Origin of the sequence: Niallia sp. FSL R7-0271 (assembly GCF_038005785.1) — a bacterium.
Lineage (GTDB): Bacteria > Bacillota > Bacilli > Bacillales > Cytobacillaceae > Niallia.
The window spans coordinates 3617558-3640247 of sequence record NZ_JBBOTZ010000001.1 but is presented as its reverse complement, the minus strand read 5'-3'; the positions used below and the strand labels follow the sequence as shown (position 1 = coordinate 3640247).

Genomic DNA, 22690 nt, shown 5'->3' with positions numbered 1-22690 from the left:
ATATGAATAAGTTCTTAGCCTTCTTAGAAGAAAAATTTATGCCTTTTGCAGCCAAATTGGCTGCTCAAAGGCACTTAGGCGCATTAAAAGACGGTATCATATTGGCAATGCCGATGATTATTATCGGTTCAGTATTCTTGATTCTAGGTTATCTGCCAATTCCAGGCTACGCAGACTTCATGGCAAGAACATTTGGCGATGCATGGCTGACAAAGATTTCTTATCCAGTTGATGCAACATTCAATATGATGGGTCTAATCGCAGCATTCGGTATTGCGTACAGATTGGCTGAAAGATACTCATTAGATGCTATTACAGCAGGGGTTATCTCACTATGTGCTTTCCTGTTGGCAACACCATTTAATGTTCCTTTCCTTGCAGAAGGTGCAACAGAAGCTGTAGCAGTAGGCGGCGCTATCCCAGTTGCATTAATGGGAAGCAAAGGTCTATTCGTAGCAATCTTAATCGCATTATTCTCAACAGAAGTTTATCGTTTCATCATTAATAAAAACATGGTAATTAAAATGCCGGATGGTGTTCCACCAGCAGTCAGCAAATCATTTGTTGCTTTAATTCCGGGCTTCATTGTAATCGCTATCATTTGGGTAATTCGTTTAATTGTAGAATATTTCGGTATTAACAGCATACATGATATTGTAACATTAGTTCTTGGCAAACCGCTTGGCCTATTAGGTGGATCATTAATCGGTTCTATTATCGCTTACGGATTAGTAATGCTTCTATGGTCTGCCGGTCTTCATGGTACAAATATCGTTGGGGGAGTTATGAACCCAATCTGGCTATCTAACACAGATGCTAACAAAGCTGCTTTCCAAGCAGGAAAAGAACTTCCAGAGATCTTTACAGCTCAGTTCTTTGAAGTATTTATCAACATCGGTGGTTCTGGTGCAACATTCGCATTCGTACTAATGATGGTATTGTTTGCACGAAGCAGACAAATGAAGGATTTGGGCAGATTATCAATCGGTCCGGGAGCATTTATGATTAACGAACCAGTTATTTTTGGTACACCAGTCGTAATGAACCCATTACTAATCATCCCGTTCTTCTTAACACCAATTGTAACAATCACAGTGACATATTATGCAATGAAACTTGGCTTTGTGGCAAAACCAGCAGGAATTGCAATTCCTTGGACTACTCCGCCACTAATCGGTGGATACTTGGCAACAGGCGGAAAGCTTTCCGGTGCAGTGATGCAGCTTGTCAACATTGGAATCGCATTTGTACTTTACTTCCCATTCTTCCGAACTTGGGATAAACAAAAACTAGCAGAAGAAAAAGGCACAGAATTCACAAAGGTAAGCTAATAACTATAACAACTTAGTGCGCAAGTGTTTTTGAAAACGCTTTAAAAATACTTGCGCTTATACTTAACAATTTTTACATTCTAAAATAGAGAGGCTGATTATAAAATGGCTAATATGGAAGAAACAGTATTCCAGATTATTCTCCACGGAGGAAATGGAAAAAGCTGTGCAATGGAAGCAATTGCTGCTGCTAAAGAAGGAAACTTCGAGCTTGCGAAACAAAAGATGGAGGAAGCTGCTGAAGCATTGAATGATGCCCACCATATCCAGACATCCCTCATCCAAAATGAAGTAAGAGGGAACAAAATTGAGGTTTCCTTGCTGATGGTGCATGCACAGGATCATTTAATGAATGCAATTACGCTTAAGGATTTAGCACAAGAAATTATTGATTTATATGAACTTGTTAAAACTCCTGGAGGTGTCCAAAAATGACAAACGGAATTAAAATTGCCACAATTGGCGGAGGATCAAGCTATACACCAGAATTAGTAGAAGGTTTCATTAAAAGATATGACGAATTGCCGATCAGAGAATTATGGCTTGTTGATATTGAAGCAGGGAAGGAAAAGCTTGAAATCGTTGGAAATCTAGCAAAACGCATGATTGAAAAAGCTGGCTTGCCAATTCAAGTTCATTTAACACTTGACCGCAGAGCTGCACTTAAAGATGCAGACTTTGTTACAACACAATTCCGTGTCGGCCTCCTTGATGCCCGTGCGAAGGATGAAAGAATTCCGTTGAAATACGGCGTGCTAGGACAAGAAACAAACGGACCTGGCGGTTTGTTCAAAGGCTTGCGCACTATTCCTGTTATTTTGGATATTTGTAAGGATATGGAGGAGCTTTGCCCTAATGCATGGCTGATTAACTTCACAAACCCTGCCGGCATGGTAACAGAAGCAGTGCTTCGCTATTCTAACATCAAAAAAATAGTAGGCTTGTGCAATGTTCCAATCGGCATGGAAATGGGTATCGCGAAGCTTCTAGAGGTTGATCATTCTAGAGTTCGCATCGATTTCGCGGGATTGAACCATATGGTTTACGGCCTTGATGTTTATGTAGACGGAGAAAGCGTAAAGGATAAGGTTATCAACCTGCTGACAGATCCAAACAACAGCTCATTCGTAAAAAATATTGAAGGTCTTGGCTGGGAGCCTGAATTTATCAAAGCATTGAATGTACTAACATGCCCTTACCATATGTACTACTATAAAACGAGCGAAATGATCGCGAAGGATCAGAAGAATTCGAAAAACGAGGGAACTCGTGCTGAAGTTGTACAAAAACTTGAAAAAGAATTGTTCGAACTCTACAAAGATCCAAATCTAGCAATCAAGCCGCCGCAATTGGAAAAACGCGGAGGAGCATACTACTCTGATGCTGCAGTCCGTTTAATCAATTCCATTTACAATGACAAACGCGACATCCAGCCTGTTAACACAATCAATAATGGTGCAATTGCCGGCATCCCGAATGACTCAGCTGTCGAAGTGTCCAGCATCATTACAAAGGACGGCCCAAAACCAATCGTGATGGGTGAGCTTCCAGTAGCAGTAAGAGGACTTGTTCAACAGATCAAATCCTTTGAAAGAGTTGCAGCAGAAGCAGCAGTAACAGGAGACTATGACAAAGCTATTCTAGCTTTGACAATCAATCCGTTATCACCATCTGACACAGTTGCGAAAGAAATAATCGACGAAATGCTTGAAGCACATAAAGAGCATTTACCGCAGTTCTTCAACAAAGTAGAAGCTTAAAAAATATAAACCGAAAAAAGGCGGAGCAATCCGTCTTTTTTTGTTTGAACAGCTTTTCTTAAAAATGTATGATAGCAAAATTAAATTAAACAGCTGCTTCTTCAGAGTTATCTGCTTGTGTATGTGTAAATAAATAGGTTAGGTAGGAGTGAAGCTCAAATTTTTCCTCTGTAATAAAATCCGTTACATTCATTTTCGTCATTTTCTTCATCGTTAATTCCTCCTTTATACTAGCATTCTTCCCAAACTAGCAAACTCTTATGCATAGAAAGTGAAAAAAGATTAGTAGAAAAGAAAAAAACTATATGTAAAAGCCATGCAATTAGCATGGCTTCGGTTTATGACTATCCGTTCTTTCCATCAATCAGGCGCAAGAATTGCTCTTCGTTAACAATCTGGATATCCTGCCCCTTTTCTTGCAGCTCAAAAGCTTTCTTTTCTTTTGTGCTGATGCCTGAGGCACCGACAAGCTGTTTATCTTGAACGCCGACAACAAGGAAGTTTGTTTTTCCGCTCACACCGCTTTTGACAAGTCCGCCTGCGTCAACGACCTTCTGCATTGCTTCTTTCCTGTCTAGTGTTGCTAAGTCCCCTGTGAAGACGACGTTTTTGCCGAACAGTGCATGTGTCTCGTCAAAGGTTTCCGTTGTTGCTGCAATTTCGGAAATTGCTACAGAATTAAATTTCTTAACAGGTTTTGGAGCCGTTCTTTTTTTGCTGAAGGATATTTGCGGCTTTAATGCTGAAAATGGCTTTACTGAAATTCGTCGATTTGTCGTTAAATAAGCATCAAGATCACGTTCATCCATCGCTTTCACGCAGGCAATTACTAACTCTGCACAGGCAATCGCATCCGCTCCTGCATGATGATGGTTTTCTAACATTACACCAAAGCGGGCGGTGCGTGCTTTTAAAGATTGTCTCACACCTTCTCCCCTGCAGGCAGCCGTACTGATGGATATACTGTCAGCAAAGCGCAGCTGCGGTGCTTTAAGATTGTATCTTGCCAGACAGCTGTGCAAAACACTCATATCAAACTGAGCATTATGAGCAACAAGCAGCTGACCTGTCAGCTCAGACTCAAGCTGCTTCCATACTTGATCAAATGCTGGCTGCTCCATAACATCCTCTGCAGTAATGCCGTGAACTCGAATAAATCTCTCATTGAACTTTAACACGGGCGGTTTAATGAGATAATAGTCTGTCTTTACAACCCGATTGTTTTCCACATAAGCAAGTCCGACCGAACAGGCACTGTCCATCTCTTCATTCGCAATCTCAAAATCTATCGCAATAAAATCCATGTTATCACTCCTCGCACATACTTCTTATTAATAATATAACATGTACATTCACTAGAGTGATAATCAAGAAACAGAGCAAATTATTCCAAGCTGAGGCTCCTAGTCTTATAAACAGTATCCCTTCCTCCTTTCAAGGGATTTTCTAATGATTCTCAAAGATAATTTCCAATATATTAATATTTTAAAATAATTATTACTCTGTTGTAATCTTCGTCGAAAGATTACTTTTTCTGCACATATAGTCATATAATGGATATGTAAGTTTAGAAGTAAAGGAGGGATATAAATGGAAAAGTTGAAATTCGTGAAAGATTACAAACAAGATGACGTTTTGCGGCAAAGTTTTTCAGAGCTTGCTAGCAGTGTATTTGGGATAAGTTTTGAGGAATGGTATCAAAAAGACTGCTGGAATGACCGGTATATTCCATATTCTTTTCATGATCACGGAAAGATTGTTGCTAATGTCTCTGTTAATCTAATTGATTTACTAATAGCAGGACAGAAGAAGAAGGCTGTGCAAATCGGTACAGTTATGACACATCCAGACTACAGGGGATGTGGATTATCTCGCAGTTTATTAGAAAAAGTCCTTGCAGATTATGAGGAGAAAACAGATGTAATATATCTTTTTGCTAACAATGAAGTGCTGGATTTTTATCCGAAATTCGGTTTTAAAGAAGTGGAAGAGCAAGAGTTCTTTCTTGAGTACAAGCATAAACAGACAGAAGGTGTGACTGTTCGTAAGCTCAATGGAAAAAGTGTAGACGATCTTCGGTTCATTGAGTCTGTGGCACGCAGGAGAAAACCGTTGTCTCAAGCATTTTCGACAGAGGGGGCATGGGGGATTCTGCTGTTTTATTGCTTGAATGTATTTCATGAGCATATCTATTATTTGGAAAAAGAGGAAGTTATCGTTATCTGCGAGATGGAAGGGAATAAACTTCATCTATATGAAGTGATGGCGAGTCATTCCATTGTTCTTGAGAAATTACTAGCGCAAATCGCAAAGGCTGATACGACTGAAGTGGTCTTTCATTTTACCCTAGACAACCTGACTGGTTTGTCAACAAGGCATTTGCCTAAAGAGGGTGATGCGCTGTTTGTGAGGACGGTAGGGGAGACTGTGTACCCGGAAAACAAGAGGCATTCATTATTAACAAAGGCATAAAATTATACTGGAATAAAAAAGATGAATATGTTTGGAAAATAAAAAAGGAGTGAGGACAATAGAAAAGGAAGGGCTCTCGCTAGAAAGAATTATCTTTATCGGCAGGACATATGAGGAATATATCGATATGTTCTCACTGTCTTTAGAAGAATTAAAAGGTAAGCGGATACTAGATTGTCCAGCAGGTGCCTGTTCCTTTACTGCAAAAGGGACAAAGCAGCATCTAGATATAACAGCATCAGACATAGCTTATTACTATGGAAATGATGAGTTGTATGAAAAAGGTCTTGAAGACATAAAGCATACTGCCTCTGCTCTTGAAAAAGTAAAGGAACATTTTGTCTGGAACTACTTTAATGATGTCACAAGCTTGCTAAAGCATCGAAAAGCAGCGCTTAACGACTATTACCAGGACAGAGCTAGTAACCCTAAAAAGTATATTCCGTGCACTCTGCCAACTATGCCCTTCGCAGAAGAGGAATTTGATATCGTGCTGTCAGCCCACTTTTTATTCACGTATGCAGACAGACTGGATAAGGAGTTTCATTTTGCTGCAATCGATGAACTGCTTAGAGTGACAAACGAAGAATTGCGGATTTTTCCGACAGCAGATCTTGACGGCAATAGATATGCTCATATGGATGAGCTGATTGATAGACTGACAGCAAAAGGTTATAAAGCACAAGAAATGAAGGTCGGTTATGAGTTTCAGAAAAATGCTAATACGATGCTGCGTATTATTAAAGGACATCACGATTAAGCTGATGTCCTTTTTAACGCCATAATGATAGACTAAAGAACAAACGTTAGAAAGGGTTAGGAGCATGCAAACAGCGATAATGACAAAAAGCTGGGCAGAGGAAATCCTCAGCTGGAAGTATGAACCGCCATATGATTTTTACAATGATCATAATAAGGAAGAGTCGATGCAAGAACTGCTTGAAGAGCCTTATTTTGCAGTGTTGGATGACGGCGGGGCATTGATTGGTTTTTACTGTACGGGTACTTCTGCGCAAGTTCCCCTCGGGCTGTTTTATGGTGTTTATTTGGAGGATAGTCTAGATATTGGCTTAGGAATGAAGCCTGAACTGACTGGAAAGGGAATGGGGGCGAGCTTTATCCGCTATATTTTGAACCAGCTTAAAACAACCAGCAGCTCCGTCCGCCTCACTGTCGCAGCCTTTAATGAACGGGCAATTACTCTTTATGAACGTGCTGGCTTCCGAAAAACATATATGTTTACTGGTGAAGATATGATATTTTATGTAATGGCAAAAACCATTTAGAAAGGCTTATTTTGATAGATAATATAGAATGACCATAATTAATACACTTGGAATAACAAGAAGACTTGTGCGTATCCAATAGAACCTTGCCTTTGTATATTGGTTCTTTTTTCTTTCGAGTTTTTTCACAGATAGGCTCATGAATAGTATAGTGATTCCGGCTAAAAGACTTGCTGTGATATTATTCATCAGAACAAGACCACGAGAAAACGGCAGCTTTTCATAAACATCCTCCTTTAAATCCTATTATATGAAATATCTCTAATGAAAAACTTAGTCATTTAAACCTAATAGTGAAGGCTTTGTGTCCATGACTTAGGTGTCTGTCTTATTTGCACAAAGATTTTTTGATAAGATTTATAGTGTAAAAAAAGGGAGGCGGATTTTTGTGAATGTAAATGAATTTCAAGAATGGGTTAAAGCTTATTATGAAAAACGGGGCTGGTCCGAGCTGGATATTTTCATCCGCATCGGTTTTTTGGCAGAGGAAACAGGCGAGGTTGCAAGAGCGATACGGGCGTTAGAAATTGGCAGAGACAGACCGGACGAAGCGGAAGGAACAGTTGATCAGCAAAGACAGGAATTGACAGAGGAGCTTGGCGATGTGTTAGGCAATATTATTGTTATTGCTAACAAATATGACATTTCTCTTGAAGAAATCTTCCATTCCCACCGCGAAAAGCTTAATAAACGCTATGCTGAAAACGTAGAATAAAAATAGTTAAATAGAAAAAATTGGAACTTTCTCCTCCTAATCTGGTAATATATTGGTAGAGTAGCAGACAGGAGGATAATAATGGATAGAAAAGCGTGCTTGCTCAGTGATATTGCTGGTGCAGGGTTTTTGGCAGTTTTTTATATGGGATTAATCCTGTTTTTTGACTGGAATATGTATGCGTTTACGGTTGATGGATCTTATTGGCTTCTTTTTTGGTGCAGCGGAGCTCTTGGTTCTTTTTTAGTGAGCCAGATTGCTGCAAGCTATCCAAAATGGACACTGCCAGCATACACAGCTGCAGCTGTTATGTTTTTTCTTTTGCTCAAACCGAGCTACACAATTGTTGTCTCTGTCCTGCTTAGTGCCGCATGCACACTGTTGCTTTATTTCGGGAAGAGTTTGGCAAGAAAACTCAAGCTATTCAGATACAGCTTTTGTGTGCTTCCCATCCTGTGCTTGTTGATTACCCTACCAGATACAACAATCAAAAAGGAATGGAATGAGGTTGTCGGCAAAAACTCATATTCTGCTTATTTTTTATACTTTGATGGGGCAAAGGAAATACCAATTGAAGTGAAAAAGGGTGAGGAGCTACTTGTGACGGTAAAGGTAAAAAATGAAAATGGCGGCGGATACAGCTATTATATTGTTGATAAACAAAACAGAACTGTCTCCTCCATAAAAACAAATCCAAGTCAGCTCAAGCTGAATATAGATAAAACCGATACTTATACAATAATAGTAAAAGGGGAAAGCTTGCGAGGCGGTTTTGATGTAGAATGGCAAAATCGCACACAAGACTCTTAGAGGTTTATGATGAAGAAAAGGAACCTGCTGCTTGCAGCTGGGCTTATCATTTGTGCAGCCTTGTTTTCTTATTACCAAAATAACAAACTAGATTGGAACAGCTATACCATAACATCACAAAAGTTAGCTGGTGCTGGTGTGAAAATTGTTCAGCTGTCTGATTTACACAGCAAGCAATTCGGTGAGAATCAGACGCGGCTCGTTACCAAGGTGAAAGCAGTCAAACCTGATATTATTACATTTACAGGTGATCTTGTTGACCAGAAAAAATATAATGAAAAAGCTGCTCTTGCTTTAATGAAGCAGCTTGCAGCAATTGCACCAACCTTTTATGTTACTGGAAATCATGAGTATTGGTCTGGGCGTTATGAACAGTTGGAGGAAGGGTTAAAGGCGGCCAATATTAATATCTTGCATAATCGGAAGGAAAAGCTACACATGAACGGAACGACGCTTCTTATCGCAGGTGTTGATGATCCAGCTGTCAGCGGAAACGATGATGCGGCATTAACAGTTGAAGGGGAGCTGAAAGTAGCTCTAGAAGGCGTGACAGAGCAGGATTTTGTTCTGCTGTTATCACATAGACCTGAGCTATTTTCCTTATATGAAAAGCATGATATCGATCTTGTATTGTCTGGACATGCACATGGCGGCCAAGTGAGAATCCCTTTTGTTGGCGGATTAGTCGCACCTGACCAAGGCTTTATGCCAAAGTATACTGCAGGTATGTTTGAAAAAAATGAAACAGCAATGATTGTAAATCGCGGGCTCGGCAACAGTATTATTCCACAAAGGGTGTTTAACACCCCGGAAATAGTCGAGATTACTATTAAGAATAAATAGCCTTAAAAGGAGAGGATGCAGAGAACTGTATCCTCTCCTTTTTTGAGTTATTGACAATTAATTTAAAAATGCATAGAATATAAACAAACGAAAGTAAAATTTGTTTGTTTAAATACAAACTTTTAAACGGAGTGTTTGTTTATGAAGGAAGACTATTTTAGCAAATCAACCCTAGAAGACTTAAAAAAGGGATATGTCGAGGAAACGGACACTTTTATCTGTCTGTTATGCGGTGAAGCAGTTGAAAAAGGAATCATCTATCCTGATGGAAATGTGCTGTACGAAGCGGAAAAGTTTATGAGGCTTCATATTGAAAGAAGCCATCAATCTGTTTTTGAATATTTAATAAGTCTTGATAAAAAAATAACAGGCCTAACTGACCACCAAAGCAATCTGCTTCGCCTATTTTATCAAGGTAAGAGTGATGCAGAGGTACAGAAGGAGCTTGAAATCGGCAGTGCCTCAACGATTCGTCACCACCGCTTTGTGTTGAAGGAAAAGGAAAGGCAGGCAAGAACCTTTCTTGCACTGATGGAGCTGTTAAAGGAAAAAGATGACCATGCGCCAAGCTTTGTACCTATTCATAAAACAGCAAAACAAGTGGATGACCGCTATAACATCACAGAGGAAGAACAAGAGAAAACAATTCGCAAATATTTTGAGAACCAGCCAGAAGCAAAGCTGAAAAAATTCCCTTTAAAAGAAAAGCAGCGGCTGATTATTTTAAGAGAGATTATGAAAAGTATCGATAATGAAGTGATATACAGCGAAACAGCTCTGAATGACTTACTAAAGCCAATCTATGAAGACTATGTACTAATTCGAAGATTGCTGATTGAGTACGGCTTTATTGACAGGAAAGACGACGGAAGCGAATACTGGGTCAAAAAATAATACCAAGCAGGTGAATAAAATGGACAGGAAAAAGGAATTAAAGCAATTATATAAAGAAACACCAGTCGAAGCAGGTATCTATCTCATTAAAAATCGTGAAAATGGCAAGCTATTTGTTGGAAGCACACGAAATCTGAAAACATTAAACGGTGTGAAATTCACACTCGAAAACGGTGGACATACGAATAATGGGTTAGCAGCTGAGTGGAAGGAATATGGAAAGGATGCCTTCACATTTGAGGTGCTGGAAGTCTTAAAGAAAAAGAACGATCCATATTTCAATGAAAAAGAAGAACTAGGCAAGCTGGAGGAAAAATGGCTAGCAGAGCTGCAGCCGTTTGGAGAAAGAGGCTATAATTAAGAGGATGGGATGCCCATCCTTTTTTTATGGTTGGAAAAGTAAATATGGCACAGATACTTCCTCTTGGTCCAATCCTTGTTGCTCTTTAAGGAATATATACTGCTCTGCTTCCTTTAGCTCCATCCAAGCGATAGCTTCAATCTCTTCAGGCTGCTGTATAGCTAATTTCCCGCTCATAATTTTTCCGTAAAAGGTGAAAAAGACAGCATGGTGACCTCTGTCTGGAAAAAATTTTTCTGTAATTGAAGAAATTCCGCCTACCTCAACCTCTAATCCTGTTTCTTCCGCTACCTCTCGGACAGCTGCATCCATGAGAGTTTCGCCCTGTTCAACAGCCCCGCCTGGCAATGTCCAGTAAGGACCATTGCTGCCGCTGTTTTGCACCATTAAGACATGTTTTTTTTCATCATCAAACAGCAAAACATAAACAACATCTACTCTTTTCAATCGACTTACACTCTCCCTATGGTAACTCGTAATTTAATAAGCTTAGTGTATAGATAAAGCTGTACTTTTACCATATTTATTCAATAAAATTTAACACTAGTAATGCATACTCTTTTTTGCTGCAATTATTTTATAAAGCAGTATTCTGAAATTAATGAGGAAGGAAAAACTGGAAATAAAGCAGAATCAATTAAGAGACACTAAAAAAGGAGTGACAAAGTTGAAACCAGCAATTACAGATTATCCAGAGCATTACCGTAATTATGTTAACCTTGTGCCTGAGGGAAATATCATTGAAATCCTCGAAAGCCAGCTTCATGACACGAAGAACCTGCTTGCAGACATAAAAAAAGAGCAGGCTGATTTCCGCTATGCAGAGGGAAAATGGAGTGTGCTTGAGGTTGTCGGCCATGTGATGGATACAGAGCGAATTATGAACTATCGGATATTGCGAATGGCAAGGGGAGATCAAACACCGCTTGCTGGGTATGATGATGAAAAGTATGTGGAAGAATCTAACTTTTCAAGCAGAACGATAGCTGATCTTCTGGCAGAATGGACTGTTGTAAGAGCTGCCACTGTTGCTTTGTTAAAGGGGCTGCCTGAAGGGGCTTGGATGAAAACAGGCTTTGCCAACAATGGAGAATTCACAGTAAACTCTATTGCTTATATTATTGCTGGCCATGAGCGTCATCATGTCGGTCTTCTTAAATCGCGATATATGCTTGGCTAAAGGGGAGAGAGCATATTGGCTAAGAAATTAAGTCGCCAATATGCTGCCTCCCGACAAGTAAAGCTTAGAGCTGATCTTAATAAAGTCTGTCAGCAATGGCGACAGATGTTTATCCTTGTGCCAGGCGAGATTTGTATAAATAGATGGAAGACTATTGCCCCAATCCAGCTTCTTAATTAAACCAGTCTCAGCCTCTTTTTCTATCGCCATTAACGGCAATATGGCAGCACCCATCCCTAAAAGGGCACATTGCTTAAGTGCTTCAATGCTAGAAAATTCCACCTTGGAGCGTGCATAATTCCCTGAGAGTGCCAATGTTTCTTCAAACGCTGTCCGATAAGAGCAGCCTTCCTCTGTCAACAGCAAGGTTTCCTGTGCTAATTCCTCTGGAGACACATATTGTAATTGAGCTAGTGGATGATCAGAGGCGACAAAGAGCACCATTTCCTCCTCCAAAAGTCGGACTGTATGCAGATAAGTGTCACTCCGGGAGATATCGGTAATGAAAGCAGCATCCAATTCCCCTTTTAACAGTCCTTCTCTGGCATGTTCATCAGAATGGGCAGGTTTGAAAATAACCTTCACCTCAGGATATTTCTGCTTAAATGTCTTTAAAATCGGCGGCAGCCTGTAAGTACATTGGCTTTCTTGCGCACCAATAATAATTTTGCCTGTCCTTGCTTTTTCATTAATAGATGTATGCGCCTCTTCTGACAGTCTGATTATTTCATCGGCATATTGCTTATATTTTTTTCCTGCATCCGTTAAGACAATCCGCTTGCCGAGCCGTTCAAACAACGGAGTACCAAGCTCTGCTTCAAGACTTTTTATTTGGGCTGTCACACTCGATTGTGCAAAGTTGAGCTGCTTGGCAGTCAACGTGAAATTTAAATTTTCTGCTGCAGTTTTAAATGTTTTTAGCTGTTTAATCTCCATATTCCCACCTCTAAATCGGTTTTTTCGATGATTTAAATAGTTATATTCAGCTTTTTTGATTAATGCTACCATTATAAAATAAAGATAAGGAAATAAGAACTTAAAAGGAGGATTTTTAATGAAGGCATTATGCTTTATGGAATTTGGACAAAAGGAAGTGTTGCGTTATATGGATGTGCCTCATCCGGTTATGAAGGAAGATGAAGTGCTAATAAGGACAAAAGCAATCGGGCTGAATTATGCTGATATTTACAGAAGAAAGGGCCATTATCATCTTGAAGGCGAACCGCCGTATATTCTCGGCTACGAAGGGGCAGGAGTTGTAGAAGCTGTTGGCAAACAGGTGCAGGGAATTAAGATTGGTGACTCCATTGCTTTCGCTGATGTACCTTATGCTAATGCCGAATTAGTGGCAGTCCCATTTCATAAAGCCATCCCAATCCCTGATAATATTGCCTTTACAGACGCAGCGGCTGTTCTGCTTCAAGGTTTGACTGCTCAATATTTGGTAGCGGACAGTTTCCCTGTCCAACAAGGAGATACAGTGGTTATTCATTCAGCTGCAGGCGGTGTCGGTCAGCTGCTTGTTCAATTGGCTAAAATAAAAGGAGCAAAAGTGATTGCTATTGTGTCATCAGCGCTTAAAGCAGAGGCGGCCAAAAAAGCAGGAGCGGACCATACGCTCACATATGCTGATAATTGGACAGCTTCCGTGCAGGAATTGACCGATACTAAGGGAGCGGATGTAGTCTATGATGCGGTCGGAGCAACTTTAATGCAAAGCTTTGAAGCAGTAAAGGTAGGCGGTACGGTAGTATTTTACGGAATGGCAGGCGGCAATCCACCGCTCATAGATCCTCGGATGTTGATGGATACAAGCAAAACACTAACAGGTGGAGACTTGTGGAATGTCCTAACTACTAGGGAAAACCGAATCACACGAGCAGGCGAGCTGTTTCAGCTAATGGCTGAAGGCAAGCTTTTGCTTCCTTCCATAACTACCTTCCCATTAAGTGAGGGGCAAGCTGCTCACGGTTTGTTGGAAAGCAGAAAAAACATCGGAAAAATAATCCTCCTGCCATAGCTGGAGGATTATTTATTAGTCCAAATAAAGCACACCGCCGGATGAAACCGTAAAACCGGACGTTTTGTAAAAGTTAGCATTATGCTCATCAAAGGAAACAGTCAGAATTCCTAACCCGAACTGTCTTGCCTCCGCAATCAATGCTGTGACAAGTTCCATGCCAATACCTTGCTTTTGTTTGCTCGGATGGACCATTATGTCCTCCACATAACCGTGTTCCAAGCCCATCCCGCATACATAGCCAAATGCGACAAGCTTGCCGAGCTCATCCCTGCCGCCAGCCCAGAAATTACATCTCTCGAATAAAGAAGGATAGTCCTTATCCCGTCTTCCCCAGCCAACAGCCTCCCTGAGGTCAGGAACTTCATGATTTTCAATTGGAAGGTTAACCGCTATATTTACTTTCATGTATGCCACCCCTTTTTTTATTGAAAAAATGCTGTAAAGTAATTATAAAGGAATAGATTAGGTAACTTGACTATTTTTTTGTAAATATAGAATCTTTATGAAGATATATTCGTATAGTTACATCATGAGAGTGGGGTGATTAACATGGGGAAAACAAAAACAGTCATGACAGGGATTTTATCAACAGCTGTCCTTATTGGCATTACCGGCTGCAGCAGCAGCGGAACAGCAACAGGCAGTTCATCGAGCAATAGCGATATTCCACCAGTTCCAGATGATACAAACTGCACCAATTGGGAATGGGATGAAGATGATGGTGTCTGGGAATGCGAGGACAGCAATTCCAGATATTACGGCCATTATTTCTACGGTGGAAAATATTATAATTCAAAGTCTTCTTTGCTTAAAAATACGAGCTATAAGAAACAGCAGCAATCAAGCAGCTCCAGTTCAAGTGTGAGCGGTGGCAGTGATTCAACCAACAAATCAAGCGGCTTCGGAAGCGGCAAAAAAAGCTATGGCGGCTAATATATTTTAGAAAGGGAGTGTAAACGTGAACTTATACCTTAATTTCGGTTCTTATTTAGGAGTAGCAATCGTGCTGCTTGTTATCGGTATTCTGTTATTTATGTTAAGTACACCAAAAATAAATGAAATGAGGCTGATTGCAGAGAAAAATGTCAGTGCGGCACTGCTCCTCGGCGGTAAGGTCGTCGGCTTGGCAATAGTATTAGGAGCAGCAGCTGAATATTCTGTTTCACTGGTAGATATGGCTATTTGGGGAGCAATCGGAATTGTAGCACAGATTGTCGTTTTCGTATTGGCAGAGGTAGTTACAATCCGCTTCAGTATCAGCAATGCTATTAAAGAAGATAATCGGGCAGTGGGCGTCATGCTGTTTTCATTATCTCTTGCAATTGGCTGGATCGTGGCAAAATGCCTGTCCTATTAATGAGGGAGCTGTAAAATGAAAAAACTGACGTATTTTATTGATAAAGGCAACGGAAACTATGAGCCATTTTATGAGTATGATGTTCGGGATGTTGGTGTAGATGAGCTGTATGCAAGGCAATTATGCACATACCTCATCATGAGAGGCCAGCAATATGAGCTTGTATGCAATGAGATGTCAGGCAATGAGGAAATTCTCGTCATCCAGGACAGAGGCAGAAATGTCACCGTGCTTGATGAAAAGAACTACAGAGGCAAAGGCATCTATATCGAGTTCAGAAAGCATCGTGAAGCAGATAATTATCAATTGTTAGCTTCCATTCCTATCGCAAGCCACTTTGATGTGATTCGCTTTTTACTGAAGGATATCATTGATATTCCCAATGTTGGCCAAATGGAGGTAACTTCAACAGAAATCGATGAAGACAGAGGCGTATACGTCCTGTATGTAAAGGATTTGGAGGAGGAATAGAATGGATCGCCACATAGAAAACAGAAGGCGCTTCTATTCCCAGATAGACAGCTTCTGGGCAGATCTTTACGGGGAGGAGTATGCCCTTTATGATGTGCATATGCTGTCACAGGAAGAAGTGGAAAAGATACGCCAAGTCAGTGAATATACTGGGCGAATATTCTTTAAAACATGGGAGCTTTTAAAGGAAGTGCCAGACCGGACATTGCGGGAAATGGGCTTTCCAGAAGAAGCCTTCTCTTTCTTGCGTCTGGAGACAATGGCAATAAGAAGTGTTATTTCCAGACTTGATTTAATCCCATATCAAGACAGCTATAAATGCATTGAAATTAACGCAGACACACCAACCTTTATTAAAGAGCTGTTTTCCATAAACGGCAAAGTATGCTCAGAGTTTGCCGTAACAAATCCGAATGCAGGCTTGGAACAGGCATTAAAGAAGGCTGTCCGCACTGCGATCGAGGAAGCGGCAGAAGCAATTGGCAAGGATAGGCCAACGATTGCCTTTACTGCCCATGACGACAATATCGAAGATAAAGAAACAAGCCTGTACTTGCTGAACATTTCAGAAACAACCGGCACATACATACCGCTGCATAAGCTCCAGATTGAAAAGGGGAAGGGGCTGTTTGACGAGGCTGGAAATCAAATTGACATCCTGTACAGACAAACCTTTCCAATTGAAAATCTTATTCTTGATGAAGATGAAGAAGAAAATAAAATTGGCATCTGGCTGTTAGAGCTTGTTGAGGAAGGGAAGCTGTCCATCATCAATCCACCATCTGCCTTCCTGCTGCAAAACAAAGCAGTTCAGGCAGTTATTTGGAATCTGCATGAACAAAGACATCCATTTTATACAGATGAAGAGCATCACTGGATCGAGTCCTATTTTCTGCCAACCTACCTCGAGGCTGAACCCTTCATAGAGCGGAATATGGATTTTGTGAAGAAGCCAGCCTTTGGCAGAGAAGGAGATACTGTTGAAATATATAAAGGGAGCGGCAGGCTCGCACTTGCAGATACCCAGAAGTCCTATACCGACTTTCTCCCTGTCTATCAGCAGTACATCGAGCATCCAAAAGCATCAATACTGACAGAAAAAGGCCGACAAGAAGGGAGCCTTCTTATCGGCAGCTTCCTTCTTAATGGAAAGCCCTCAGCCATCGGACTTCGGGCTGGAGGTACTATTACGAATAATTTATCTTATTATCTTCCGGTTGGGGTTAGGGAATAAAAGAAAAAAGGAAATCAGAAGGAGATCTGATTCCTTTTTTTGTTTTGCTTTTTAAATATAATTTCTTTTTTATTTTTACTTGAATGTTAGCAATCAGTGACCTGCATTATCTGTAAAGTGCCCGTCACCATCATTCATAGAAATATACAAATTTCATGAGTCAGCTGAAGTTCCTGAATATCCTACTGAAAACCCATTAATGGTGTCGTAGTAAGTCCTTAATAAAAATCCCAGCTATTTTTGTGATTGAGCTGGGATTTTACGTTTTTTTGTGTGTAAATGAAAAATTTAAGAATGTTGGGCTAAGTCGATGCATTTCTTCGCTTCTAATAGTTAGTTATTTTTTAACCCAGCTGCATAAAGAGGACCGTTGACTGTAATGGTTGTCAGGATACGAGCCATTTCTTGGGGAGATTCCTTCCTGCCGCTATGCAACCACTGTTGCACTACTCCAATCAATGCCGTTCCCATGTAGGATGCCAAGTATTGCCCTGGAACAAGGAAATTTTCTTCTTTTACAAGAGAGCTTGGATTGTTTCCATAAAGTGAATTCCAGATAAATTCTCTCAGTCTTGTCTGAAATGATAAATCACCTTTTGGACCTAATAAAGCTTTCATAATAGCACTATTACTGTTTAAATATTCAAATAATGCAACAGTAAGAGGAAATGGTGGCACAACTGGAGCATCCGCCTCAAGTGAAGCAATAACACTGGGGAAGTTTTGCTTTGCAATACTGGACATTTCCTCCATGATTTCTTCTTCACATTTTGCCATTAAGTCAAATTTATCTTGATAATGGGCATAAAATGTTCCTCTGTTAATTTTTGCTTTAGTTGTTATATCTTTAACTGTAATGGCTTCAAAACCTTTTTCGGTTATTAACTCTATCAATGCGTCTAGAATAGATTCCTTCGTTCGAGTGACTCTTAAATCAGTTTTACCTTCAGACATCTCAGGTTCCTCCTTTGTTGTTATCCAACACAATTTATAAAGGTGTTCTTTATCCAACATATACTATTTATTTGCTTATTGAAGGAAGTACATTTCATCCATATAATTTAGAAGATAATAAACAACACGTTGTTCGTTTATTATACTTATCTTTTTGGAGGAGTTCAAATATGTTTAAAAACAAACTATTACTGTTATCACCATTCATTACATTGGTCATAATATTTATATTTTTATTAACATTATTTCCATCGGTCCAACCAGTACCTAAAAATCTGCCGATAGCAATTGTGAATGAGGATGCTGGAGTGAAGATACCAGATCAATCAGAAATGAATGTGGGCAAAACAATAGTGGAAATGATTAAAGAAAATTCACAGACAACTTCAGACCAAGAAGACCCTGCAGTCAAATGGATTGAAGTAAGTAGTCTTAAGGAAGTTCAAAAAGGATTAGATAACCAGGAATATTATGCAGCCATGGTTATTCCGAAAGATTTTAGTGCTAACCAGGCTTCTTTACAAACAGCAGCACCTGCTTCACCATCTGAACTTCAAATCTTTATTAATCAAGGTATGAATACAATGGCATCAACATTGGCAGGGCAAATTTTGAACGGTGTAGTGGACAATATAAACAGCAATGTTCGTACACAACTACTAAATGGACTAGAAAAACAAGGAACAGCAATAAGCATACAACAAGCTGAAGCCCTGGCAACACCTATCACTTCAAAAGTTACTAATGTTAATGAAACTGGTACTAAAAGTGCTAATGGCAATGCACCTGTTTCTTTATTCCAGCCTCTTTGGATGGCAAGCTTAGCGAGTGCTGCCATTATTTTTATTTCACTTAAAAAGGCAACCATAACTAGTCGAAAAGAAAGTTTAGTAGTGAGATCAGTGCAGGTTTTTATTGGAGCAATTATCACACTGGTCGTAGGATTTGGATTAACTTGGCTGGCAGATGGAATGGTAGGACTTCATATTCCTGATTTTTTGAGTACAGCTTTATTTTTATCGATAACATCCTTTAGCTATTTTCTAATGATTTCAGCTGTCCTTTCCATTATGGGACTAAGAGGTATGCCTATTTTTATCTTAATGCTATTCTTTGGTGCACCATTACTGGCAATGGCTCCAGAAATGATGTCACCATTCTATCAAAACTGGGTCTATTCTTGGTTACCGATGCGATTTATGGTAGAAGGCTTACGAGAACTACTATTCTTTGATAAAGGTTTAACTTGGGATTCTGTTTCTACCCTTGTTTGGATTGGAGTTGTAGGCTTTGTCGTCATCTTAGCTTCTGCGTTAAAATTCAAAGCAACAAATAAGCAAACCCAAAATTAAAAATTAGAAAAAATCCCAGCTTATCAGAAGTAGGGTTATGGTCAAATGAAAGAGGTATTTTCATTCTAGACAATCAACCGTTTTGAACTGCGATGCATATAATTTATCTATGTCGGTTTTTAGGTGAGTGTAATGAAGCTGGAGGACAAAACCTTAGATTGTCGTTTATTAAGGGAAATACAACGGGATATTGATATTGTGATTGCTTCGTTGCTTTTAACTGGGCAAATAACCGTTAGCCGAATTTACTTTGGTCCAGGTTACTTTGGTTTTACAGTCGGCGGGCCAATTACAGGTGGATCTAGGCTAGAAGCGAAAAAGGGCAATCAGTTTGCTGATATTTCATTAGATGTTATTGATATTATCTTAGCCATTCTGTTGATAAAGGACGAAATTAATCTTGTTGGTCTGTTTATCTCATCAGATGCGAGATTTTCTTTAAGTATCAGCGGACCCATTTTTGGAAGGGAAAAGGTAGTTCCGGTTCTTCCATACTTAAAAAAGAATCAAAGGGAATTCAGAAATATTGTCAATACCAGCTTTCGTCTCGATACACAGCTAGTGGATAAACTTAAAAAAGCTAGTGAGGTGTTCTAAATGAGTTTAACAGATTTGCCTGTCATTAAAGGAACGAGCAGTACAGGGAAGTTTCTAATCGCATTATCTCTCGTGATTTTTATTTTCTTTTTTACTCAAGATAAGGAAATGGATAAATAAATACTTTCAAACGCTAAACAGCAAAGCTGCTTAGCGTTTTTTGTTGTCGTTAAATGGCGAAAATTCTAATAAATAATAGAAAAATAACAAATCCACCCAAATAAATCGTTTACATTTCTGTTGACAAATGTTGAAAACGTTTTATAATGGTAAACAAAGGTAACTTAGTATACAAGTAGACAAGTAAATAAGTATACAGGTTAAAATTCAATTCCTTGGGGTGATTAATATGAATGCAACAATTATTGAAGAGTTAAAGCAAAATGCAGTTGATCTTAGAAAAACGGCACTGACGATGATTCATAAGGCACAATCAGGGCATCCTGGAGGTTCATTTTCGGCGGCTGATATTATTGCGGCACTGTATTTTAAGGAAATGAACATCGATCCAAACAATCCTAATTGGGAAGATAGAGACCGTTTCGTTTTATCAAAAGGGCATGTTTGTCCAATTCAATACTCGGCTTTAGCGCTAAGAGGGTTTGTTGAGTATGACACCATTTATACACTTCGCCAAATGGGGTCTCCATTCCAAGGTCATCCGGATATGAAGAAGTGTCCAGGAATTGATATTTCTACAGGCTCTTTAGGTCAAGGTCTTTCATGTGCAGTCGGAATGGCGTTGGCAGGAAAAAGAGACGAAAAAGAATATAGAGTGTTTGCAATGGTTGGTGATGGCGAATGTCAGGAAGGACAGATTTGGGAAGCTGCACAAAGCGCCGTTAAATATGAATTAGATAACTTAGTAGTTTTTGTGGATGATAATGGACTGCAAATTGATGGTCCAACAGAAGAAATTATGCCGAACCAAGATCTTGAGCTGAAGTTTAAGTCCTTTGGTTTTGAAACAACAAGAATAGACGGCCACTCAATGGAGGAAATTGTTGCAGCACTAGACAGCGCAAGAAACTCTAAGAATAACAAACCGAAATGTATTGTTTGTAACACTGTAAAGGGAAAAGGTGTTTCCTTTATGGAACATTCGGTAACTTGGCACGGAATTGCTCCTAATGATGAAGAATACCAAAAAGCATTGGCAGAATTAGAGGGAGGGCTAAAATAATGAGTGAAAACAAAGTGTTACAAAAGAAAGCAACAAGAGAAGCCTTTGGTGATGAAATTGTCCGTCTTGGCGGATTAAATAAAGATATTTACGTTGTAGATATTGATATCGGTAAGTCTTGTAAAACAACAGAATTTGCCAATAAGTTCCCGAAACAGCATGTTAATGTCGGGATTGCTGAACAAAATGGCGCTGGATTAGCAGCAGGTCTAGCGACTACAGGCAAAATTCCTTTTGTAAGCACTTACGCGGTCTTCGGCTCGATGAGAATGGCAGAACAAATTAGACAGGAAATTTGTTACCCGAACTTGAATGTGAAAATTGCTTGTTCACATGGCGGTCTGACGCCAGCAAACGACGGTGCGAGCCATCAAGCGATTGAAGATATGGGTGTTTTGCGAACAATCCCTAACATGACCGTTGTGATGGGTGCTGATTATCATTCCACAAGAAAGTTGGTGGCGCAAGCTGCTGAGAAATATGGTCCTGTCTATCTTCGTTTTACACGAGATACGATGCCATTCATTTACGATGAGAATGAAGAGTTTATTATCGGCAAAGCGAAGCGATTAAAGGAAGGCCATGATATCGCCATTATTGCAAATGGAGATACTGTCTATCTTGCCTTGGAAGCGGCGAAGCAATTAGAAAGTAAAGGTATCTCTGTGAAACTGCTGGATATGCATACGATTAAGCCATTAGATAGAGACGCAGTTGTAGAGTGTGTGAATATCGGCAAAATCATCACTGTAGAGGATCACAATATTATCAATGGATTAGGCAGCGCTGTATGTGAGGTCGTTGCAGAAGAAGGAAGAGGGAAAGTGCGCAGAATCGGTGTTCAAGACCAGTTTGGGCAATCTGCTCCATATGAAAAATTATTAGAGCTGAACGGCATAACAATAGAAAATATCGTAAACACAGCGCAAGAATTGCTTCAATAATACTATTAAAGGGAGAGAATACTATGTTTAAATTAGATAATAGAGTTGCGATTGTAACAGGAAGCGGTTCGAAAAAGGGAATTGGACGCACGATTGCTTTAACACTTGCGAAACAAGGTGCCATTGTCGTAGTTGCTGATTTAAATGAAGAAGGAATCGAAGACACAGTTAATGCCATTAAAACACAAGGTGGAGAGGCATTTGGTGTGCTGTTGAATGTTACCAGCCAAGAATCCAATGATGCGATGGTTCAAAAAGTCTTAGATAAGTATGGCCGCATAGATATCTTAATTAACAATGCTGGAATCTCTCAAAAAGTAACAGTTGAAGACATGACAATTGAGGATATTACAAAAGTATTTAACGTAAATATGTTTGGATTATTCTTATGTACACAAGCAGTCCTAGACACAATGAAAAAACAAAATTTCGGCAGGATCATCAGTCTGTCTTCCGTGTCAGCAAAACGAGGCGGCGGTGTGTTCGGGGGAGCTCATTACTCTGCATCAAAAGCGGCTGTTCTAGGATTTTCGAAAAACTTAGCTCGTGAAGTGGCACAGCACGGAATCACAGTCAACTGTGTTGCTCCTGGTCTTGTAAACACAGATATTTGGAAGTCACTTCCGGAAGAACAGGCAGCTAAAGTAATTGATGGAATTCCAATGGGCAGACCTGGTGAAACAGAGGAAGTGGCTGCAGCCATTGCGTTTTTAGCAACGGAAGAGGCATCCTATATCACTGGGGAAGAAATAGATATTAACGGCGGATCACATATGGACTAATTAACCACTTTCTAAAAATAAATCATAGCCTTAGATAAAAGAAGCTTCGGCTATGATTTATTTTACTTTTATTGCGCTTACATATTTTTATTTTATATAATAACCTTATAGTATAATAGGTTATCTAATAATATTAACGCA

At 39.7% G+C, this 22690-nt stretch carries 28 protein-coding genes; 22 read left to right on the top strand and 6 right to left on the bottom strand.

Annotated features, from left to right (window positions below; genetic code table 11):
- Positions 1–2 precede the first annotated feature (2 nt).
- The 3 genes from celB to MKX82_RS18605 all read left to right on the top strand — a co-directional run bounded on the left by celB (position 3) and on the right by MKX82_RS18605 (position 3091).
- A complete protein-coding gene (gene celB, locus MKX82_RS18615) occupies positions 3–1331 on the top strand; it encodes a PTS cellobiose transporter subunit IIC (protein WP_233315886.1) in 1329 nt (442 codons plus the stop codon).
- A 105-nt stretch (positions 1332–1436) separates the two neighbouring features.
- Complete coding sequence (locus MKX82_RS18610) at positions 1437–1766, top strand: PTS lactose/cellobiose transporter subunit IIA (protein WP_127739042.1); 330 nt, start codon at positions 1437–1439, stop codon at positions 1764–1766.
- Positions 1763–3091, top strand: a complete 1329-nt coding sequence (locus MKX82_RS18605) for a 6-phospho-beta-glucosidase (protein ID WP_233315885.1) — start codon at positions 1763–1765, stop codon at positions 3089–3091. The genes MKX82_RS18610 and MKX82_RS18605 overlap by 4 nt, the downstream gene beginning before the upstream one ends.
- A gap of 85 nt (positions 3092–3176) precedes the next feature.
- On the opposite strand, the gene MKX82_RS18600 is transcribed toward MKX82_RS18605, so the two are convergent.
- A complete protein-coding gene (locus MKX82_RS18600) occupies positions 3177–3302 on the bottom strand; it encodes a hypothetical protein (RefSeq protein ID WP_267913402.1) in 126 nt (41 codons plus the stop codon).
- 133 nt (positions 3303–3435) lie between these two features.
- On the bottom strand, positions 3436–4395 hold the full coding sequence (locus MKX82_RS18595; protein ID WP_233315884.1) for an exonuclease domain-containing protein: 960 nt from the start codon (positions 4393–4395) through the stop codon (positions 3436–3438).
- A gap of 286 nt (positions 4396–4681) precedes the next feature.
- Here MKX82_RS18595 and MKX82_RS18590 point away from each other — a divergent pair, with 286 nt between their 5' ends.
- The 8 genes from MKX82_RS18590 (at position 4682) to MKX82_RS18555 (ending at position 10472) form a co-directional block, all read left to right on the top strand.
- Positions 4682–5563 (top strand): GNAT family N-acetyltransferase, encoded by an 882-nt coding sequence (locus MKX82_RS18590; protein WP_237942049.1) that lies wholly within the window; start codon positions 4682–4684, stop codon positions 5561–5563.
- 49 nt (positions 5564–5612) lie between these two features.
- A complete protein-coding gene (locus MKX82_RS18585) occupies positions 5613–6323 on the top strand; it encodes an SAM-dependent methyltransferase (RefSeq protein WP_341079064.1) in 711 nt (236 codons plus the stop codon).
- Positions 6324–6387: 64 nt separating this feature from the next.
- Positions 6388–6849, top strand: a complete 462-nt coding sequence (locus tag MKX82_RS18580) for a GNAT family N-acetyltransferase (protein WP_341079062.1) — start codon at positions 6388–6390, stop codon at positions 6847–6849.
- Positions 6850–7237: 388 nt separating this feature from the next.
- Complete coding sequence (locus MKX82_RS18575; RefSeq protein ID WP_233315880.1) at positions 7238–7564, top strand: MazG-like family protein; 327 nt, start codon at positions 7238–7240, stop codon at positions 7562–7564.
- A gap of 81 nt (positions 7565–7645) precedes the next feature.
- Positions 7646–8374, top strand: a complete 729-nt coding sequence (locus MKX82_RS18570; protein WP_341079060.1) for a hypothetical protein — start codon at positions 7646–7648, stop codon at positions 8372–8374.
- A 6-nt stretch (positions 8375–8380) separates the two neighbouring features.
- The gene (locus MKX82_RS18565; protein ID WP_341079058.1) at positions 8381–9217 is read left to right on the top strand and encodes a metallophosphoesterase; all 837 of its coding nucleotides are present in this window, start codon (positions 8381–8383) and stop codon (positions 9215–9217) included.
- Between the two features lie 141 nt (positions 9218–9358).
- On the top strand, positions 9359–10111 hold the full coding sequence (locus MKX82_RS18560) for a DUF2087 domain-containing protein (protein ID WP_341079056.1): 753 nt from the start codon (positions 9359–9361) through the stop codon (positions 10109–10111).
- A 19-nt stretch (positions 10112–10130) separates the two neighbouring features.
- Positions 10131–10472, top strand: coding sequence for a GIY-YIG nuclease family protein (locus tag MKX82_RS18555; protein ID WP_233315876.1), 342 nt, complete (start codon positions 10131–10133; stop codon positions 10470–10472).
- A gap of 24 nt (positions 10473–10496) precedes the next feature.
- Here MKX82_RS18555 and MKX82_RS18550 read toward each other — a convergent pair whose 3' ends face one another.
- Complete coding sequence (locus MKX82_RS18550) at positions 10497–10919, bottom strand: NUDIX hydrolase (protein ID WP_233315875.1); 423 nt, start codon at positions 10917–10919, stop codon at positions 10497–10499.
- 220 nt (positions 10920–11139) lie between these two features.
- Here MKX82_RS18550 and MKX82_RS18545 point away from each other — a divergent pair, with 220 nt between their 5' ends.
- Positions 11140–11652 (top strand): DinB family protein, encoded by a 513-nt coding sequence (locus MKX82_RS18545; protein ID WP_341079054.1) that lies wholly within the window; start codon positions 11140–11142, stop codon positions 11650–11652.
- A gap of 27 nt (positions 11653–11679) precedes the next feature.
- On the opposite strand, the gene MKX82_RS18540 is transcribed toward MKX82_RS18545, so the two are convergent.
- Positions 11680–12588: a LysR family transcriptional regulator gene (locus tag MKX82_RS18540; protein ID WP_233315873.1), complete on the bottom strand. Its 909-nt coding sequence runs from the start codon at positions 12586–12588 to the stop codon at positions 11680–11682.
- Positions 12589–12706: 118 nt separating this feature from the next.
- On the opposite strand from MKX82_RS18540, the gene MKX82_RS18535 reads away from it, so the two are divergent.
- Positions 12707–13672: a quinone oxidoreductase family protein gene (locus tag MKX82_RS18535; protein ID WP_341079051.1), complete on the top strand. Its 966-nt coding sequence runs from the start codon at positions 12707–12709 to the stop codon at positions 13670–13672.
- Between the two features lie 15 nt (positions 13673–13687).
- Here MKX82_RS18535 and MKX82_RS18530 read toward each other — a convergent pair whose 3' ends face one another.
- Complete coding sequence (locus MKX82_RS18530) at positions 13688–14080, bottom strand: GNAT family N-acetyltransferase (RefSeq protein ID WP_341079048.1); 393 nt, start codon at positions 14078–14080, stop codon at positions 13688–13690.
- 144 nt (positions 14081–14224) lie between these two features.
- On the opposite strand from MKX82_RS18530, the gene MKX82_RS18525 reads away from it, so the two are divergent.
- From MKX82_RS18525 to MKX82_RS18510, 4 genes are read left to right on the top strand one after another with little or no spacing between them, the layout of a single operon-like run.
- Entirely contained in the window at positions 14225–14608 is a 384-nt protein-coding gene (locus tag MKX82_RS18525; protein WP_341079047.1) for an aminotransferase yhxA, read from the top strand.
- 25 nt (positions 14609–14633) lie between these two features.
- A complete protein-coding gene (locus MKX82_RS18520) occupies positions 14634–15032 on the top strand; it encodes a DUF350 domain-containing protein (RefSeq protein ID WP_237942040.1) in 399 nt (132 codons plus the stop codon).
- A 15-nt stretch (positions 15033–15047) separates the two neighbouring features.
- Positions 15048–15503 carry an RNA helicase gene (locus tag MKX82_RS18515; protein WP_341079045.1) on the top strand — a complete coding sequence of 152 codons (456 nt, stop codon included), beginning with the start codon at positions 15048–15050 and terminating at the stop codon, positions 15501–15503.
- 1 nt (position 15504) lies between these two features.
- Positions 15505–16737: a glutathionylspermidine synthase family protein gene (locus MKX82_RS18510; protein WP_341079043.1), complete on the top strand. Its 1233-nt coding sequence runs from the start codon at positions 15505–15507 to the stop codon at positions 16735–16737.
- Between the two features lie 333 nt (positions 16738–17070).
- On the opposite strand, the gene MKX82_RS18505 is transcribed toward MKX82_RS18510, so the two are convergent.
- Complete coding sequence (locus MKX82_RS18505) at positions 17071–17691, bottom strand: TetR/AcrR family transcriptional regulator (RefSeq protein WP_233315866.1); 621 nt, start codon at positions 17689–17691, stop codon at positions 17071–17073.
- A gap of 170 nt (positions 17692–17861) precedes the next feature.
- Between MKX82_RS18505 and MKX82_RS18500 the strand changes: the two genes are divergently transcribed.
- The 5 genes from MKX82_RS18500 to MKX82_RS18480 all read left to right on the top strand — a co-directional run bounded on the left by MKX82_RS18500 (position 17862) and on the right by MKX82_RS18480 (position 22549).
- On the top strand, positions 17862–19043 hold the full coding sequence (locus MKX82_RS18500) for a YhgE/Pip domain-containing protein (RefSeq protein ID WP_341079040.1): 1182 nt from the start codon (positions 17862–17864) through the stop codon (positions 19041–19043).
- A 132-nt stretch (positions 19044–19175) separates the two neighbouring features.
- On the top strand, positions 19176–19640 hold the full coding sequence (locus MKX82_RS18495) for a hypothetical protein (protein WP_237942036.1): 465 nt from the start codon (positions 19176–19178) through the stop codon (positions 19638–19640).
- Between the two features lie 349 nt (positions 19641–19989).
- The gene (locus MKX82_RS18490; protein ID WP_233315863.1) at positions 19990–20823 is read left to right on the top strand and encodes a transketolase; all 834 of its coding nucleotides are present in this window, start codon (positions 19990–19992) and stop codon (positions 20821–20823) included.
- Complete coding sequence (locus tag MKX82_RS18485; protein WP_233315862.1) at positions 20823–21767, top strand: transketolase family protein; 945 nt, start codon at positions 20823–20825, stop codon at positions 21765–21767. Before MKX82_RS18490 ends, MKX82_RS18485 begins: the two co-directional genes overlap by 1 nt.
- Positions 21768–21790: 23 nt before the next feature.
- On the top strand, positions 21791–22549 hold the full coding sequence (locus MKX82_RS18480; protein WP_237942035.1) for an SDR family NAD(P)-dependent oxidoreductase: 759 nt from the start codon (positions 21791–21793) through the stop codon (positions 22547–22549).
- Positions 22550–22690: the final 141 nt, after the last annotated feature.

Bases quoted from the DNA above. Each gene is read 5' to 3' on its own strand.
- celB (WP_233315886.1), top strand. From the start codon at position 3: ATGAATAAGTTCTTAGCCTTCTTAGAAGAAAAATTTATGCCTTTTGCA.
- MKX82_RS18610 (WP_127739042.1), top strand. From the start codon at position 1,437: ATGGCTAATATGGAAGAAACAGTATTCCAGATTATTCTCCACGGAGGA.
- MKX82_RS18605 (WP_233315885.1), top strand. From the start codon at position 1,763: ATGACAAACGGAATTAAAATTGCCACAATTGGCGGAGGATCAAGCTAT.
- MKX82_RS18600 (WP_267913402.1), bottom strand. From the start codon at position 3,302: ATGAAGAAAATGACGAAAATGAATGTAACGGATTTTATTACAGAGGAA.
- MKX82_RS18595 (WP_233315884.1), bottom strand. From the start codon at position 4,395: ATGGATTTTATTGCGATAGATTTTGAGATTGCGAATGAAGAGATGGAC.
- MKX82_RS18590 (WP_237942049.1), top strand. From the start codon at position 4,682: ATGGAAAAGTTGAAATTCGTGAAAGATTACAAACAAGATGACGTTTTG.
- MKX82_RS18580 (WP_341079062.1), top strand. From the start codon at position 6,388: ATGCAAACAGCGATAATGACAAAAAGCTGGGCAGAGGAAATCCTCAGC.
- MKX82_RS18570 (WP_341079060.1), top strand. From the start codon at position 7,646: ATGGATAGAAAAGCGTGCTTGCTCAGTGATATTGCTGGTGCAGGGTTT.
- MKX82_RS18565 (WP_341079058.1), top strand. From the start codon at position 8,381: ATGATGAAGAAAAGGAACCTGCTGCTTGCAGCTGGGCTTATCATTTGT.
- MKX82_RS18560 (WP_341079056.1), top strand. From the start codon at position 9,359: ATGAAGGAAGACTATTTTAGCAAATCAACCCTAGAAGACTTAAAAAAG.
- MKX82_RS18555 (WP_233315876.1), top strand. From the start codon at position 10,131: ATGGACAGGAAAAAGGAATTAAAGCAATTATATAAAGAAACACCAGTC.
- MKX82_RS18540 (WP_233315873.1), bottom strand. From the start codon at position 12,588: ATGGAGATTAAACAGCTAAAAACATTTAAAACTGCAGCAGAAAATTTA.
- MKX82_RS18535 (WP_341079051.1), top strand. From the start codon at position 12,707: ATGAAGGCATTATGCTTTATGGAATTTGGACAAAAGGAAGTGTTGCGT.
- MKX82_RS18530 (WP_341079048.1), bottom strand. From the start codon at position 14,080: ATGAAAGTAAATATAGCGGTTAACCTTCCAATTGAAAATCATGAAGTT.
- MKX82_RS18525 (WP_341079047.1), top strand. From the start codon at position 14,225: ATGGGGAAAACAAAAACAGTCATGACAGGGATTTTATCAACAGCTGTC.
- MKX82_RS18515 (WP_341079045.1), top strand. From the start codon at position 15,048: ATGAAAAAACTGACGTATTTTATTGATAAAGGCAACGGAAACTATGAG.
- MKX82_RS18510 (WP_341079043.1), top strand. From the start codon at position 15,505: ATGGATCGCCACATAGAAAACAGAAGGCGCTTCTATTCCCAGATAGAC.
- MKX82_RS18505 (WP_233315866.1), bottom strand. From the start codon at position 17,691: ATGTCTGAAGGTAAAACTGATTTAAGAGTCACTCGAACGAAGGAATCT.
- MKX82_RS18500 (WP_341079040.1), top strand. From the start codon at position 17,862: ATGTTTAAAAACAAACTATTACTGTTATCACCATTCATTACATTGGTC.
- MKX82_RS18495 (WP_237942036.1), top strand. From the start codon at position 19,176: ATGAAGCTGGAGGACAAAACCTTAGATTGTCGTTTATTAAGGGAAATA.
- MKX82_RS18490 (WP_233315863.1), top strand. From the start codon at position 19,990: ATGAATGCAACAATTATTGAAGAGTTAAAGCAAAATGCAGTTGATCTT.
- MKX82_RS18485 (WP_233315862.1), top strand. From the start codon at position 20,823: ATGAGTGAAAACAAAGTGTTACAAAAGAAAGCAACAAGAGAAGCCTTT.
- MKX82_RS18480 (WP_237942035.1), top strand. From the start codon at position 21,791: ATGTTTAAATTAGATAATAGAGTTGCGATTGTAACAGGAAGCGGTTCG.